The organism is Amycolatopsis sp. WAC 04197 (assembly GCF_003947475.1).
In the GTDB taxonomy this organism is placed as follows: Bacteria; Actinomycetota; Actinomycetes; order Mycobacteriales; family Pseudonocardiaceae; genus Amycolatopsis; species Amycolatopsis japonica.
Genome location: NZ_QHJK01000001.1, coordinates 1,145,691 through 1,159,436 on the forward strand (window position 1 = coordinate 1,145,691; position 13,746 = coordinate 1,159,436).

Annotated in this window: 13 protein-coding genes; 9 read left to right on the plus strand and 4 right to left on the minus strand. The window is 69.0% G+C overall.

What is annotated here, in order from left to right:
* Entirely contained in the window at window positions 1-2,253 is a 2,253-nt protein-coding gene (locus DMC64_RS05800) for a sigma-70 family RNA polymerase sigma factor (RefSeq protein ID WP_125732464.1), read from the minus strand.
* 257 nt (window positions 2,254-2,510) lie between these two features.
* Between DMC64_RS05800 and DMC64_RS05805 the strand changes: the two genes are divergently transcribed.
* From DMC64_RS05805 to DMC64_RS05830, 6 genes are all read left to right on the plus strand, one after another.
* A complete protein-coding gene (locus tag DMC64_RS05805) occupies window positions 2,511-3,383 on the plus strand; it encodes a hypothetical protein (RefSeq protein ID WP_037332256.1) in 873 nt (290 codons plus the stop codon).
* 82 nt (window positions 3,384-3,465) lie between these two features.
* A complete protein-coding gene (locus DMC64_RS05810; protein ID WP_037332255.1) occupies window positions 3,466-4,818 on the plus strand; it encodes a glycosyltransferase 87 family protein in 1,353 nt (450 codons plus the stop codon).
* A complete protein-coding gene (locus DMC64_RS05815; protein ID WP_125732465.1) occupies window positions 4,793-5,998 on the plus strand; it encodes a glycosyltransferase 87 family protein in 1,206 nt (401 codons plus the stop codon). The genes DMC64_RS05810 and DMC64_RS05815 overlap by 26 nt, the downstream gene beginning before the upstream one ends.
* A 13-nt stretch (window positions 5,999-6,011) precedes the next feature.
* Entirely contained in the window at window positions 6,012-7,196 is a 1,185-nt protein-coding gene (locus DMC64_RS05820) for a 5-(carboxyamino)imidazole ribonucleotide synthase (protein WP_125732467.1), read from the plus strand.
* Window positions 7,197-7,208: 12 nt separating this feature from the next.
* Complete coding sequence (gene purE / locus DMC64_RS05825) at window positions 7,209-7,706, plus strand: 5-(carboxyamino)imidazole ribonucleotide mutase (protein ID WP_037332250.1); 498 nt, start codon at window positions 7,209-7,211, stop codon at window positions 7,704-7,706.
* A 153-nt stretch (window positions 7,707-7,859) separates the two neighbouring features.
* On the plus strand, window positions 7,860-8,486 hold the full coding sequence (locus DMC64_RS05830; RefSeq protein WP_125732469.1) for a DUF3558 domain-containing protein: 627 nt from the start codon (window positions 7,860-7,862) through the stop codon (window positions 8,484-8,486).
* 3 nt (window positions 8,487-8,489) lie between these two features.
* Here DMC64_RS05830 and DMC64_RS05835 read toward each other — a convergent pair whose 3' ends face one another.
* A complete protein-coding gene (locus tag DMC64_RS05835) occupies window positions 8,490-10,139 on the minus strand; it encodes a class I adenylate-forming enzyme family protein (protein ID WP_125732471.1) in 1,650 nt (549 codons plus the stop codon).
* Between the two features lie 105 nt (window positions 10,140-10,244).
* Between DMC64_RS05835 and DMC64_RS05840 the strand changes: the two genes are divergently transcribed.
* On the plus strand, window positions 10,245-11,417 hold the full coding sequence (locus DMC64_RS05840; RefSeq protein ID WP_174492065.1) for an acyl-CoA dehydrogenase family protein: 1,173 nt from the start codon (window positions 10,245-10,247) through the stop codon (window positions 11,415-11,417).
* A 164-nt stretch (window positions 11,418-11,581) separates the two neighbouring features.
* Window positions 11,582-12,010, plus strand: coding sequence for a hypothetical protein (locus tag DMC64_RS05845; protein ID WP_037332246.1), 429 nt, complete (start codon window positions 11,582-11,584; stop codon window positions 12,008-12,010).
* Here DMC64_RS05845 and DMC64_RS05850 read toward each other — a convergent pair.
* The gene (locus DMC64_RS05850) at window positions 11,958-12,410 is read right to left on the minus strand and encodes a hypothetical protein (protein ID WP_125732475.1); all 453 of its coding nucleotides are present in this window, start codon (window positions 12,408-12,410) and stop codon (window positions 11,958-11,960) included. The genes DMC64_RS05845 and DMC64_RS05850 overlap by 53 nt on opposite strands.
* 134 nt (window positions 12,411-12,544) lie before the next feature.
* Between DMC64_RS05850 and DMC64_RS05855 the strand changes: the two genes are divergently transcribed.
* Window positions 12,545-12,970, plus strand: a complete 426-nt coding sequence (locus tag DMC64_RS05855) for a DoxX family protein (RefSeq protein ID WP_125732477.1) — start codon at window positions 12,545-12,547, stop codon at window positions 12,968-12,970.
* Window positions 12,971-13,033: 63 nt separating this feature from the next.
* Here the strand turns inward: DMC64_RS05855 and DMC64_RS05860 are convergent, their stop codons facing one another.
* Window positions 13,034-13,741 carry a TIGR03089 family protein gene (locus tag DMC64_RS05860; RefSeq protein WP_125732478.1) on the minus strand — a complete coding sequence of 236 codons (708 nt, stop codon included), beginning with the start codon at window positions 13,739-13,741 and terminating at the stop codon, window positions 13,034-13,036.
* Window positions 13,742-13,746 lie beyond the last annotated feature (5 nt).

Sequence of the window (13,746 nt, forward strand, 5' to 3'; positions counted from 1 at the left end):
CTACTGGAAAATGCGGTCGACCACTCCGTTGGGCTGGGTGGACGGCTTGGACTTTCCAGGCCTCGGCGGCGCGCTCGTGGTGGTGGTCGTCTCCGGCTGGGCCGGCTCTTGCTGCGCGGGCTCCGAAGACGTCACAGCCGGCGAAGGCTTCTTCGTCGGGACAGGCCATCCAGGGCGCCCAGGCTTCGTCGTGTCCGGAGGGCCCGAAGGCTTCGAAGTGACCGAAGGCAGCGAAGGCACCGTAGTCGGCGGAAGCAGCGAGTTGTTGTCGTCACACATGTGGCGCCAGCAGTCGAAGTAGACCGCGACCGGCTCCGCCTTGGCAGCGCCCAGGGTGGCGTTCACGGCTACCGGCATCCCGTTCGCCGGACGGCCCTTCAGCGTCACCGACAGGTTCGCCCCGCGCCCCGGAGCCAGCGAACCACGTGAAGTGCAAGACGCGCCTTCGCCGGTCGGCGTGCATCGGATACCGGCGAAGCTCGACCAGTGGATAATGCGGTGGTCGAGAGTGATCGTCACCGGCTTCGTCGATTCACCGGTGTTCCTGACGTAGATGTTCACCCGCGGATTGCGGAACCAGGGGAACGCGGACATCCAGTCGGCTTCGGCGCTCAGCGTGAGTTTGTCCTTGGGCGCGGGCGGCGCCGGTACCTTGACCTTCACCTCGATCGACACCTTGATCTGCGCCCCCGCCGTCACCGAACCGGTGACCACGCTGCCGTCCTCGGCCGTCCCGTCGGCGCGCAGCCGGAACTTCAGCACCGCCGACTGGCCCGGTTCGAGGCCGGTCCCGGTCCGGCAGGTCACCGTGCCGGTGCCGCCGGGGCAGTTCACCGTGATCGGGCCGGGTGCCTGCTGCCGGAAGCCGTTGGCGCCCATCGCCCCACCGCCGCCGGCGGCGGGAATGGCCCGCACCCCCTTCGGCAGATTCAGCGAGACGGCCACGGGCTCGGACTTCGATCCGCCGTCGTTACGCACGGTGATCGGCAGGTCGGCCGGTTCGCCCGGCCTCAGCTGGACACCGCCGGGCGGGGTCGACGCCGTCATCACCGGAGGCGCCGGGATCACCGGCGTGGGCGCGGGCGCGGACGGCTCGGCGGGGGTGGTCGTCGGGTTGGGTGCCGGGGTCTGGGCCGGAGGCGGCTCCTGCTGGGCGGGCGGCACGGGCTGCTGCGCCGGCGGGACGGCGGGCGGAGCCGGGGGAGGTGCGGCAGGCGGCGCCGGGGGTGCGACGGCGGGCGGAGGGACCGCGGCGGCGGCCGGGATCTCCTGGGTGCCGCCACCGGCGGCGAGCGCCACCGCGACGGCGGCGACGATGGCCACACTCGATCCGGCCACACCGGCGAACTGGCGCGGTCCGGCCGCGGCGGCACCGGCGGCGCCGCCCGAGGTCGAACCCGCGGCGGCGGCCGTCGCGGCCGCGGTGACCGCGCCCGCCTTGCCGGCCCCGGTCGTCGCCAGGTACCCGAGAGCCGCGCCACCGAGCACGATCGGCGCGATGATCCCGCGCAGCCCGGTGTTGACGTCGGCCAGTTCCGCGGCCAGCGCGCGGCATTTCTCGCATTCGTCCAGGTGGTTCTCCACCTGGGCGCGTTCGCGTTTGGACAACCCGTCGCGGGTCCACGCGCCGAGCTTGTCCGCGCTCGCGCGGCAGCGTTCGGCGGAGTTCTCGGCCAGGTGGACCTGCAGATACGCCTGCCGCAGGCCTTCACGCGCCCGGTAGGCGAGCGCGGAGACACCGTTCGCGGTCAGCCCCAGCAGCGGCGCGACCTCGGCGGGCGTCTGCCCTTCGATCTCGGTGTGCCACAGCACCGCCTGCCACCGCTCGGGCAGCCGGGCGAACGCCTTCGCGGCGAGCGTGCGCTCGAGCCCGGCGACGGCCGTGTCGGAGAAGGGGACCGTCAGCGCTTCGCCGACGGCACCGCCGACGTCGGACATGTCCTCGTTCAGGTCGACGCGTTTGTCCTTGCGCGTCTTGTCGTAGGCGGTGTGCCGGAGCGCGGTCAGCAGGTACGCGCGGAACGCGGCGTCGGGGCCTTTGCCGCCGCGCAGCGTGTCCAGCACCTTCGCGAAGGCTTCCGAAACGAGGTCGTCGGCTTCGGAACTCGAGCGGGCGAGCTGGCGGGCGAGGTTGTGAGCCGCGCCGGCGTGACGCTCGTAAAGGGTTCCGTAAGACGCGATCTTCCCGTCACGCACCTCGGCGATCAGCTCGGCGTCACTCTTACCGGAGAGATCGGCGGGAACGGTGGACACGGGGCTCCTTCATCTGCGGGTTAGGCGGGTCTACTCTTCCTAACGCCCGAACACGCTCAGTGTGACGGAACGGGCGACGCACGTCACCTCGCGGTCCCTTCGATGACCCGGAGGGCGCAACGCCATCACCCAGGACGGGTTACCGAAGAGTTCGGAAAGATCCTTGAAAAACGCCGTCACGCGCGGCGTGGACGGGCGTCCCCACCGTGAAGCGATCGCAAGATCGAAAAGATCGGAACGGAAAGGGGCGGTGGGCAGTGGACGTACCGGCCACCGGTGCGCCGTCCGGGGGATCCGACGGGCAAGCCGCCTGGAACCGGTTCGAACGAGATCGCACGCTCCGCGCACTACGGGCCCGCTGGCGGACGGCCAGCCTGGCCGCGGGCTGGCGTTTCCCCAGCGACTGGGGCCTGCCCGAGGTCGACGCCGTCTGCGCGGCGGTGATCAAGAACGGCCGGGTCGCTCCCGCGGAAGTGGCGGAGACCGCCCTCGCGGGGCTGGGCCGGGCTCGGGCCGCCGCGGGCGCGGGACTGGCCGAGACGCTCGCGGACCTCGCGGCGTTGCACGCCGTGCTCGCCGACCCGGACGCGGTGGACGGTTTCCTCGCTCCGGATGTCGACTCCACACCTTCCCGGCTACTCCGGGTGACGGCGCTGGCCTGGGCGGACGTCGCGACCGATCAGCTGGTGAACACCGAGGTCACCGAACCCCTGACCGGTCTGCCCACCGCCGCGTACCTGAGGACCCGGTTGAGTGAGCTGTACCGCCAGGCCCGCCGCGACGAGCGGCCGGTCGCGGAGGCGCACACGCTGCTCGTGGTCTCGATGGACTTCAGTTCGGTCGCGGGCTGGCCCCGGCTGACCGGGATGATCCTGGTCGCGGACGCGTTGAAGCAGGTGTTCGACGGCGGGGAGAGCGTCGCCTCGATCGGGCCGTCCGTCGCGGGCGCCCTCGTGCCGAAGGACGTGAGGCTCGCCTCGTCCGGCGTCGCGCTGCGAAGGGCGCTCAACGAGCGGCTTTCGGTGGACGCGCAGTTGCGCGACACCGGCCGTCCGCAGATCTCGGCGGTCCGGCTCCCGGCGACCTACGATCTGGCGTGCGATCTGCTCGGCTCCCTCGCCCGCTCCTGACGCTGGGTTAGCGTAAGAGGTTCTCCAGGTCACGGGCGACCCTGTCGACCAGGCACAACCCGGTTCATGATTTCCTGTTTGCGTGACCCGGACTGTTGACGCCGACGCCAACGGCGACGTTTCGGCGAGCCGACCGCAGCATCGTCTGTCGCTGCGGAAGTCGCTCGCCCGCTTGTCCGTCCGGCCGAGGTCGATCCTGATCCTGTCGGTGATCCCGCTGGTCGCGATCGGTTTCGGCATCTGGGGATGGCAGCACGAATGGGTGCTGGGCGTGGACAGCGCGGTCTACCGCGCCGGTGCCGAGACCTTGCTCAACGGTGACCCGCTGTACGACGCGAACACCCTTCCGGTGGAGCCGTGGTGGGCGCTGTTGCCGTTCACCTACCCGCCGACGGCCGCGCTGCTGTTCATCCCGCTCGCGATGGTCCCGACGCAGGTCGCCTGGGGGCTCCTGACCGCGGTTTCGCTGCTCGCGCTCGCGCTGTGCGTCCGGATCGCCATCGGCGCGCTGCCGAAGCCCTCCACCGACGGCCCCCGCTGGTGGGCCTCGCCCGCCCGGTCGACGATCGCGTTCTTCCTGGTCTTCCTCGGCCTCGAACCGGTGTGGCGCACGATCTTCCTCGGCCAGATCAACATCATCCTGATGGCGCTGGTGATGCTCGACATCCTGGTCATCGGGGCGCGGGGCAGCCGCTGGGGCGGCGTGCTCGTCGGCGTCGCGGCCGCGGTGAAGCTCACCCCGATCGTGTTCCTGGGGCATCTGTTCATCACCGGCCGCCGGATGGACGCCGTCCGCGGGCTCGTCACGTTCGTCGTGATGCAGGGCCTGATGTTCCTGATCATCCCGCACGACGCGGCGCGCTACTGGACCTACACGCTGCCCGACACCGGCCGCATCGGCCCGGTGCACTGGGCGGGCAACCAGTCGCTGAACGCGCTGATGAACCGCTTCACCGAGCTCGCGCCCTGGGCGTCGAAGGCGGCGATGGGGATCGGCGCGCTGCTCGCGATCCCGGCGATCTGGCTGGTGCTGCGGTTCCACCGCAAGGGCCAGGCGCTCGCGGCGATGCTGGTGACGGCGTTCTGGATCCTGCTGATCTCGCCGATCTCCTGGACCCATCACTGGGTGTGGGTGGCGCCGCTGGTCGTCCTGCTGGTCTCGCGCCTGCCGAAGACCACGCCCGCCACCGCGTGGAAACGCTGGCTCGGCACCTTCGCGGTGTTCTTCGTCTTCATCAGCTGTGTGCTGTTGATCCTGCCGAACGGCCGCAACGTCGAGCTGCACTGGAAGGTGTGGCAGAACATCCTCGGCAGCGCGTACATCTTCATGCCGTTGGTGCTGGCGGTCGCGCTCGCCGGACGCTGGTGGTACCTGCGGCGGAAGCAGGGCACGGGGGACACCGGAAAGCATGCTGAAGTCACGTCCGGCGGCTGAGGCCCGGCTCGTCGGGATCACGCTGGCGGGTGTGCTCGCGCTGGCGATGCTCACGCTGGGTGTCGTCGCGTGGCTCGGCGAATGGCATCTCGGCGCGGACAGCGCCGTCTACCGGGCCGGCGCCCTCACGCTGCTGAAGGGTGAACCGCTCTACACCCGCGAGGCGCTGACGACACTGCCGCCGTGGGTGCTGCTGCCGTTCACCTACACCCCGGCCGCGGCGCCGCTGTTCCTGCCGCTCGCGATCGTGCCCGCCGGGCTGACCTGGGGCGTCGTCGGCGCATTGTCGCTGGTCTGCCTCAGCGTCGTGATCTCCGTCGTCGCCCGCGCCTGCGGTGCCCCGCTCACCCGATGGTGGGTGCTGCCGCTGGCCACGGCGGGCGCGCTGGCGCTGGAGCCGGTCTGGAAGACGATCTTCCTCGGGCAGATCAACCTCATCCTGATGGCGTTGATCGTCGTCGACGTCCTGGTGCTTTCGGCGCGCGGTTCGCGCTGGGCCGGGGTGCTGATCGGGATCTCGGCCGCGATCAAGCTGACGCCGCTGATCTTCGTGCCGCATCTGCTGTTCACCGGACGCTGGAAGGACGCGCTGCGTGCGCTCGGCACGTTCGTCGCGCTCGAAGCCGTGATGTTCGCGGTGATCCCCGGTGACGCCGTCCGGTTCTGGACCGAGTCGGCGACCGATCCCAGCCGGGTCGGCTCCGTGCACTGGATCTTCAACCAGTCACTCAACGGCCTGGTGAACCGCGCTTCGGAACTCGCGTCGTGGTCACTGGCGGTGGCCATCGCCGTCGCCGCCGTCCTGGCCGTTCCCGCCGTCTGGCTGGTCGTGCGCCTGCACCGCCGCGGCGACCCGGTCGGCGCGCTGCTGGTGACCGCGTTCTACGGGCTGTTGCTCTCGCCGGTGTCGTGGTCACACCACTGGGTGTGGACGGTGCCGCTACTCGTCCTGCTCGTCGTCCGCCGGGCGTGGGTTCCGGCCGCGGGCGTCGCGGTGCTGTTCGCGAGCGGTGTGATCATGTTCGTGCCCAACGGCGGGGACACCGAGTTCGGCTGGGGGCTGGGCTGGTCGCTGCTCGGCAACGTCTACGTCCTCACCGCTGCGATCGCCATCACAGGCCTGGCCGTGCGGGAGCTGCGACGCGGGTCCGCCCAGGTCGCGGCGGTGGCGGCCAAGTAATCTGCACGACGTTATGGACAAACGAACCGGTCTTCCGATCGTGGGCATGGTGGGCGGCGGACAGCTGGCCAGGATGACCCACCAGGCGGCGATCTCCCTCGGCCAGTCCCTGCGCGTGCTGGCCGCCGGGGAGAACGAATCCGCCGGCCTCGTCGCGGGCGAGGTCGTGCAGGGGCACCACACCGACCTCGAAGCGCTGCGCTCGTTCGCCGCCGGGGTCGACGTGCTGACCTTCGACCACGAGCACGTTCCCGGCGAGCACCTGCTGACGCTCGCGATGGAAGGCGTCACCATCCGGCCGGATCCGGCCGCGTTGTCGATGGCGCAGAACAAGCTCGTCATGCGCGAGATGATGGCCGGGCTCGAGATCCCCGGCCCCGCCTTCGCCGAAGTGTCCTCTGTGGACGATGTGATCACCTTCGGCGACAAGCACTCGTGGCCGGTGGTGCTCAAGGCCGCGCAGGGCGGCTACGACGGCCGCGGCGTCTGGATGCTCGACACCGCGCAGCACGCCCGCGAGACCGTCCCCGAACTGCTCGACGCCGGAACCCCCTTGCTGGTCGAGGAAAAGGTCGTCATGCGGCGCGAACTGTCCGCGCTCGTGGCCCGGTCGCCGTTCGGGCAGGGTGCGGCGTGGCCGGTGGTGGAGACCGTGCAGTCCGGCGGGATCAACACCGAGGTGCTCGCCCCCGCCCCGGGGCTGAGCCTCGAACGCACGCAGGAGGCACAGGATCTGGCGCTGCGGATCGCCGCGACGCTGAACGTGACCGGCCTGCTCGCCGTCGAGCTGTTCGAGACAGACGAAGGCCTGCTGGTCAACGAACTCGCGATGCGCCCGCACAACTCGGGGCACTGGACCCAGGACGGTTCGAAGACCTCGCAGTTCGAGCAGCACCTGCGGGCCGTGCTCGACTACCCGCTCGGGGTGACCGACCTGATCGCCCCCGCCTGCGTGATGGCGAACGTCCTCGGCGCGCCCGAGGCACCGGAGATGGGCCCGGACGAGCGGCTGCACCACCTGTTCGCGCGGTACCCGGACATCCGCGTTCACCTGTACGGCAAGGGAGAACGCCCCGGCCGCAAACTCGGCCACGTCAACCTCGTCGGCGAACGCATGGAGGAGCTGCGCGACCGCGCGCTGCTCGCCGCGCATTGGCTTTCCCACGCCGTCTGGCTCGACGGCTACGAGATCCACTAGGAGTAACTGAGTATGTCGCCGCAGGTTGGCCTGATCATGGGCAGCGATTCGGACTGGCCGACGATGGAAGCGGCCGGGCAGGCGCTGGCCGAGTTCGGCATCGAATACGAAGTCGGCGTCTACTCGGCGCACCGCACTCCGCAGCGGATGCTCGACTACGCGACTTCGGCCGCTTCGCGCGGTGTGCGCGTGATCATCGCGGGCGCCGGCGGGGCCGCGCACCTGCCGGGCATGGTCGCTTCGGCGACCGTGCTGCCGGTGATCGGGGTGCCGGTGCCGCTGAAGTACCTCGACGGCATGGACTCGCTGCTCTCGATCGTGCAGATGCCCGCCGGTGTCCCGGTCGCGACGGTCTCCGTCGGCGGGGCGCGCAACGCGGGTCTGCTCGCGGTGCGCATCCTCGCCGCGTCCGATGAGGCGCTTCAGGCGAAAATGGCGCGATTCCAGGCGGATCTGGAGCAGCTGGTGCTCGACAAGGACTCCGCGCTGCGGAAACGCGTCGAAGGCTGACCCCCGCGTTTCGTCCTCTGAATGCGATAGTTCGCCATCGAACCACCGCATTCAGAGGACGAAACGCGAGCGTAGTGCTCCCCGCGCGCCGATGACTGTAAGGTGTCAGCCGGGCACCATCGGTCAATTCGATCGGTGGTCGGGGAGGGGTTCATGACGCGCACGCTGAAGATGCCCGTCGCGGTACTGACATCACTGCTGATCGCCGGTTGTGGCAGCGGTGGAATTCTGGAGAACAGACCCTCGCCCGCCTTGACGGGGCCTGCGATTCCGGCCGTGCCGGTGCAAGACCCGTTGCGTCTGGATTCCTTCAATGTGGACCCTTGCGGCGTTCTCGGTCGTGCTGATGTCGCCGCGCTGATCGCTGATCCGCCGGACGAAGTGAAAGCGGAGCGCTACTCCGTCGGATACGACCGCGCCTGCAAGTGGGACCAGTTCCGAGCGGGTTCCCTGACCGTCGGGATTCCCCGGGCGGCTACGGGCAGTCTTGAGGAGCGGGTGGACCAGCACAGGCGAGATCCGTCGAATTTCTCTCACTGGCGGGAGTTGTCGATCAGTGGCCTTCCCGCGGTCGAACAGGTCGGGAATCCGCCGGCCTTCGAGTACAACGGGTCCACGCTCAAAGCCTGCACTGTCGAGGTCGGAGTCACGGACAGCGAACTGCTGGAGTTCAACTATTCCCAGGTCAACGACACCAAGTCGCAGTACTGGGGCGATGATCGGTGTGCGGCGGCGCTCAAGGCCGCGGAGCTGGTGATCGGCAACCTCCGCGGCCGCTGAGCGTCAGTCGGCGAGCTGCTTCCGCAGTTCCCGTTTGAGCACCTTCCCGGCCGCCGACACCGGGATCTGGTCGACGAAGTGGATCGCCCGCAGTCGTTTGTACGGCAGGACGCGGGCGCCGACGGCTTCCAGGAGTTGTTCGGCCGTGACGTTCTCGTCGCTGCGCACCACGAACGCGACCGGCAGCTCGCCGACCTCGGTGTCCGGTTTGCCGACGACGGCCGCCGCCGAGACGCCGGGCAGGGTGATCAGCAGCTCTTCGAGCTCGCGCGGGAAGACGTTGTATCCCTTGTACAGCAGCATGTCCTTCTTGCGATCCACAATGGACAGATAGCCGTCTTCGTCGAGGACGCCGATGTCGCCGGTGTGCAGCCAGCCGTCGACGAGTGCGGCCGAGGTCTCCTCGGGGCGGTCGCGATAGCCGATCATCACCTGCGGGCCGCGCAGGCAGACCTCGCCGCTTTCCCCGGCGGGCAAAGGATCTTCGCCACCTTCGGCCGGGACGATCTTGATCTCGGTGTCGGGGAGCGGAAGGCCGACCGAGCCCACCTTCCGGACCGCGGAGCGGTAGGCCGGCGCGATGACGGCTCCCATGGTGACCTCGGTGAGGCCGTAGCCCTCGATGATGAGCACACCGGGGAAGCGTTTCTGCAGCGCGCGGATCATCTCGTGGTTCATCGGCGCCGCGCCGGAACCGATGGTCAGTACCGAAGACAGGTCGGCTGTGTGAAACTCGGGGCAGGCGAGCAACGCGGCGAACAGCGCGGGCGCGCCGCCGATCGTGGTGACCCGCAGCAGTTCGGCGTCGGCCACGTACGCGGCCGGGTCGAAGCGGTCGTGCAGGACGATGGTGCCGCCGTCGAGCAGCGGGACGTTGAGCGCGGCGATGGTGCCCATGGCGTGGAACCACGGCGTCAGGTTGAGGGCGATCCCGGTGCCGATCCGCGACGGCCACTCGTCCGGGCCGCCGAGCTGCTCGACGATCACCTCTCCCGAATCGTCGACCGCGGGGACCGCGCCCAGTCGCCAGCAGGAGCTCTGCAGGCTGTTGACCACGACGTTCCGATGCGGCAGGCGGACACCCTTCGAGCGTCCGGTGGTGCCGCCGGTGTACGCCAGGTGGGCGAGGTCGTGATAGATGTCGATCTCGACGTCCGGCCGCTCGTCGGAGTGACTGGAGTGGAACTTCGTGAACTCGACCTCTCCCTGCCCGAGTGCCTCCGGCGGGTGAACGACGATGGTCAGCCGGACCGACGTCCGATCACGCACCGAAGCCAGCACGCGTGCGAACGGGCCGACGGTGACGGCGGCGACCGCTCCGGCGTCGGCCAGTTGGACGGCGAGGTCCTCGGGCGGGAGCAGGGGATTCGCCGGGCTGAAAGTCGCCCCGGCGAGCAGTGTTCCGTAGTAGGCGACCGGGTACGCCAGGCAGTTCGGCAGGTGGAGCGCGACGACGTCGCCCCGGCCGATGCCCTCGGCGCGCAGGGCGTTCGCGAACCGGCAGGCCGCGCTGTACGTCTCGGCGAAGGTGAGGCTCTGGTCTCCGTGGGCGAACGCCGTGCGGGAGCCCCAGCGAGCGGCGGCGCCGGCGAGCACCGAGCCGACCGGGACCTCGGGATAATCGAGCGACCGGGGGAACGGGGTGAGCTCCATCACTCGAACGTACGGACTTTGCGGTCAAAGACACAAGCGCTCGCGATGTCGCACCATGTGAACGAGCGCTAACATCGGTCAAACTCCCAAACGCGGTTAGAAGAGGTGACGAAGGTGTCTGACGGCCCGGGTCTGTACCAGCTTGCCGAAGAGCACGAGGAGCTGCGGGCCGCGGTGCGTGCCCTCGCCGAGAAGGAGATCGAGCCGTACGCGGCCGAGGTCGACGAGAACGAGCGGTACCCGATCGAGGCGTACAACGCGCTGGTCAAGTCGGGTTTCAACGCCGTGCACATCGACGAGGCCTACGACGGCCAGGGCGCGGACGCCATCGCCGCCTGCATCGTCATCGAAGAGGTCGCGCGCGTCGACGCGTCGGCGTCGCTCATCCCGGCGGTCAACAAGCTGGGCACGGTGCCGATCATCCTTTCGGCGTCGGAAGACCTCAAGAAGCTCGTGCTGCCTTCCATCGCCTCCGGTGAAGCCTCGGCGTCCTACGCGCTTTCGGAGCGCGAAGCCGGCTCGGACACCGCCTCGATGCGAACCCGCGCGAAGCTCGACGGCGACCACTGGGTGCTGAACGGCACCAAGTGCTGGATCACCAACGCGGGTGAATCGTCCTGGTACACCGTGATGGCGGTGACCGATCCCGAGGCCGAGAAGAAGGCCAACGGCATCTCCGCGTTCGTCGTGCACAAGGACGACCCCGGCTTCACCGTCGGCTCGAAGGAGCGGAAGCTCGGCATCAAGGGCTCGCCGACCCGCGAGATCCACTTCGAGAACGCCACCATCCCGGCCGACCGCATCATCGGCGAGCCCGGCACCGGCCTGAAGACCGCGCTGCGCACCCTCGACCACACCCGCCCGACCATCGGCGCGCAGGCGCTGGGCATCGCGCAGGGCGCGCTCGACGCCTCCATCGCGTACGTCAAGGAGCGCAAGCAGTTCGGCAAGTCGATCTCGGAGTTCCAGGGCGTCCAGTTCATGCTGGCCGACATGGGCATCAAGATCGAGGCCGCCCGGAACCTCGTCTACGCCTCCGCCGCGGCGACCGAGCGTGGCGACAAGCGCGGTGGCTACATGGCCGCGGCCGCGAAGGCGTACGCGTCGGACATCGCGATGCAGGTGACCACCGACGCGGTGCAGCTCTTCGGTGGCGCGGGCTACACGCGCGACTTCCCGGTGGAGCGCATGATGCGCGACGCGAAGATCACCCAGATCTACGAAGGCACCAACCAGATCCAGCGCATGGTCATGGCGCGCGCCCTGCTCAAGGGTTGATTCTGCGGTAAGTACATGAAGGCCCCCTTCCTTGCGCTAGAAGCAAGGAAGGGGGCCTTCATGTACTTCCGCGCAGGTGACGAAATGCGCAGGTGAGATCGGCCCTCGGTGAGATGCTTCACGGAAGTACGGCGATCATGGGCCGCCGGTGTCACTCTCGAAGGATGTTCTGGTTCGCTCCGGTGTCGTGGACACCGCACGACGAGGCCGAGCTGATCGCCGGCTGGCGGTTGTGGCTCGAACTCGGGGATCGCACGTGGCCGTCGGCCGCGTGGGACGGGACGGCGGCCGACGTCGTCAGGCCGCTGCGGGAGCTGGTCGCGGCCTGCGACGAGATCGAGACGGGGTACCGCGGCGCCGTCGACGAGCCGTCCGAGGAGTTCATCCGGATCATCCAGTTCCTCGTGTGGACCGTCAGCACGGTCATCGAGCTGTGGGCCGACGACGAGGTCCCGCTCGACGCCGAGCGGATAGCGTTGCTGCACGCTGATCTGGCCGGGTTCGCCGAGCAGGCGGAGCGGGTGCTCGAGTTGCTGGCCGTCAGCGGCGGCTGGACGGGTCTGGCCGCGGAGCATCGGCGGACGGGTCGCTGAGCGATTCCGGTTTCTCGACCCAGACGAACCGTGATCCCGCCAGGTGCTCATCCAACGCGCGGTCCAGCGAGAGCAGGGTCACCGGATTGCCGAACGGATCCTCGCCGGGCGCGATTTCGTAGCCGAGCCGGACGACGGATTCTTCTTTCTCGTCGGACTCGACTTCGTGACGGGTGACACCGTCTTCGATCGACCACGTGCCGCCGAGAGCGCGATGGAAATTCAAGACCAGTTCGCCCGGAGTCGCCCAGGTGAAGCGCGACACCGCGAATTCGGTGCTCCAGCTCGACCAATAGAGCCATCCGGAGCCGTTGTCCAGGAACGCCAGGTCGACGGACTCGACGCTGCCCGGATACACGATCTCATCCGACCAGAGGCCGATCAGCCGTTCGTCCGTCACGGCGAGGATTCTGCCGTACACGCGTTCCTGTCGGGTACCTGTCGATCACGCTCCGGAGGTGCCGTCGGAGGCGCTCGGTGCCCTACCGTGATCCGGGTAAGTTGAATATTCACCGACCAGAAAGCTGATACCCGATGTTCGCTCGTTTCAAGGATGTCGCCCTCCTGCTGGGCCGGATCGGTGTCGGTGTGGTCTTCCTCGCACACGGCCTGCAGAAGTGGGAAAACGGGATCGACGGCACCGCGAAGTTCTTCGAGCAGACCGGAATCCCGCTCCCGACGCTCGCGGCGATCTTCGCGATCGCGGTGGAGATCGTGGGAGCCATCTTGTTCATCGTCGGTTTCCTGACGCCGCTGGTGGGCCTCGGCTTCGTCGTGGTCTCCGTCGGCGCCCTGCTCTCGGTGCACCTCGACAACGGCCTCACCGGTCAGGGCGGTTACGAACTCGTCCTGGTGCTGGCGGTCGCCGGGCTCGCGCTCGGTTTCAGCCCCGGCAAACTGTCGCTCGACCACGCGCTCTTCGGGCGCAAGCGTGAGGCGAAGCAGCTCCAGGACGCCTGACCCGAACGCTAGGAACGGTCCTTTCCTCGCAAAATTTGCAAGGAAAGGACCGTTCCTTGCATTTCAGGAGGGGAGATCCGCGGTAGTCCGCTCCGCTTCGCGCCGAGAAGCGAGTTTGGCCGGATCCGCGTCGGTGACCTGGACCAGATGGGCACCGGCCGCCAGCGGCGTCAGGAAGCCCGCCAGGATCTCTTCCGCACCAGTCCATTCCACAGTGGACAGAACGCGGTCGTCGGCGGACAGGCCCAGATCGGAAGCCCGAGAACGAGCCTCGGCGAGCACTTCGTCCACAGTGGACGAGCCCAGGGCGGGAGTGTCGCCGGGCACCGGGAACAGCGGGCTGAACTGGTCACCCGAAAGCCGGGCTTCGGTCAGGTAGTCCATCGCCCCGTCGGGTACGGAGCCGGCGGGCAGCCCGAGACCCATGGGGTGCAGCGAGACGACGGCGGTCGCGGCCGCGTCGGAGGCACCGCCCGGCGCGACGAACGCCACCCGGGCGCCCGCGGTCTCCGTCACCACCCTGGCGCCGCACCACCACGCGCCCAACAGCACACCGGCGGTCTGCCAATGCGACGGCAGCACCACGGCGACCTCGTCGCCCGGCTCGACGTCGAACTCGTCGACCAGCCAGTTCGCCGTTTTGGCGGCCCAGTTCACCGTGGTCGCCACGGACAGTTCGACCCGGCTGCCCTGCTTGTCGTCGTAGTGCGTGATCAGCGGTTTCGCGGGCGACCCGAGTACGGGCCGCAGCAGCAGTTCGGTGAGGCTCACGCCCC

Coding starts and splice junctions, on each gene's coding strand:
- DMC64_RS05830 (WP_125732469.1), top strand. CDS start 7,860: ATGACGCGCACGCTGAAGATGCCCGTCGCGGTACTGACATCACTGCTG.
- DMC64_RS05815 (WP_125732465.1), top strand. CDS start 4,793: ATGCTGAAGTCACGTCCGGCGGCTGAGGCCCGGCTCGTCGGGATCACG.
- purE (WP_037332250.1), top strand. CDS start 7,209: ATGTCGCCGCAGGTTGGCCTGATCATGGGCAGCGATTCGGACTGGCCG.
- DMC64_RS05855 (WP_125732477.1), top strand. CDS start 12,545: ATGTTCGCTCGTTTCAAGGATGTCGCCCTCCTGCTGGGCCGGATCGGT.
- DMC64_RS05845 (WP_037332246.1), top strand. CDS start 11,582: ATGTTCTGGTTCGCTCCGGTGTCGTGGACACCGCACGACGAGGCCGAG.
- DMC64_RS05820 (WP_125732467.1), top strand. CDS start 6,012: ATGGACAAACGAACCGGTCTTCCGATCGTGGGCATGGTGGGCGGCGGA.
- DMC64_RS05835 (WP_125732471.1), bottom strand. CDS start 10,139: ATGGAGCTCACCCCGTTCCCCCGGTCGCTCGATTATCCCGAGGTCCCG.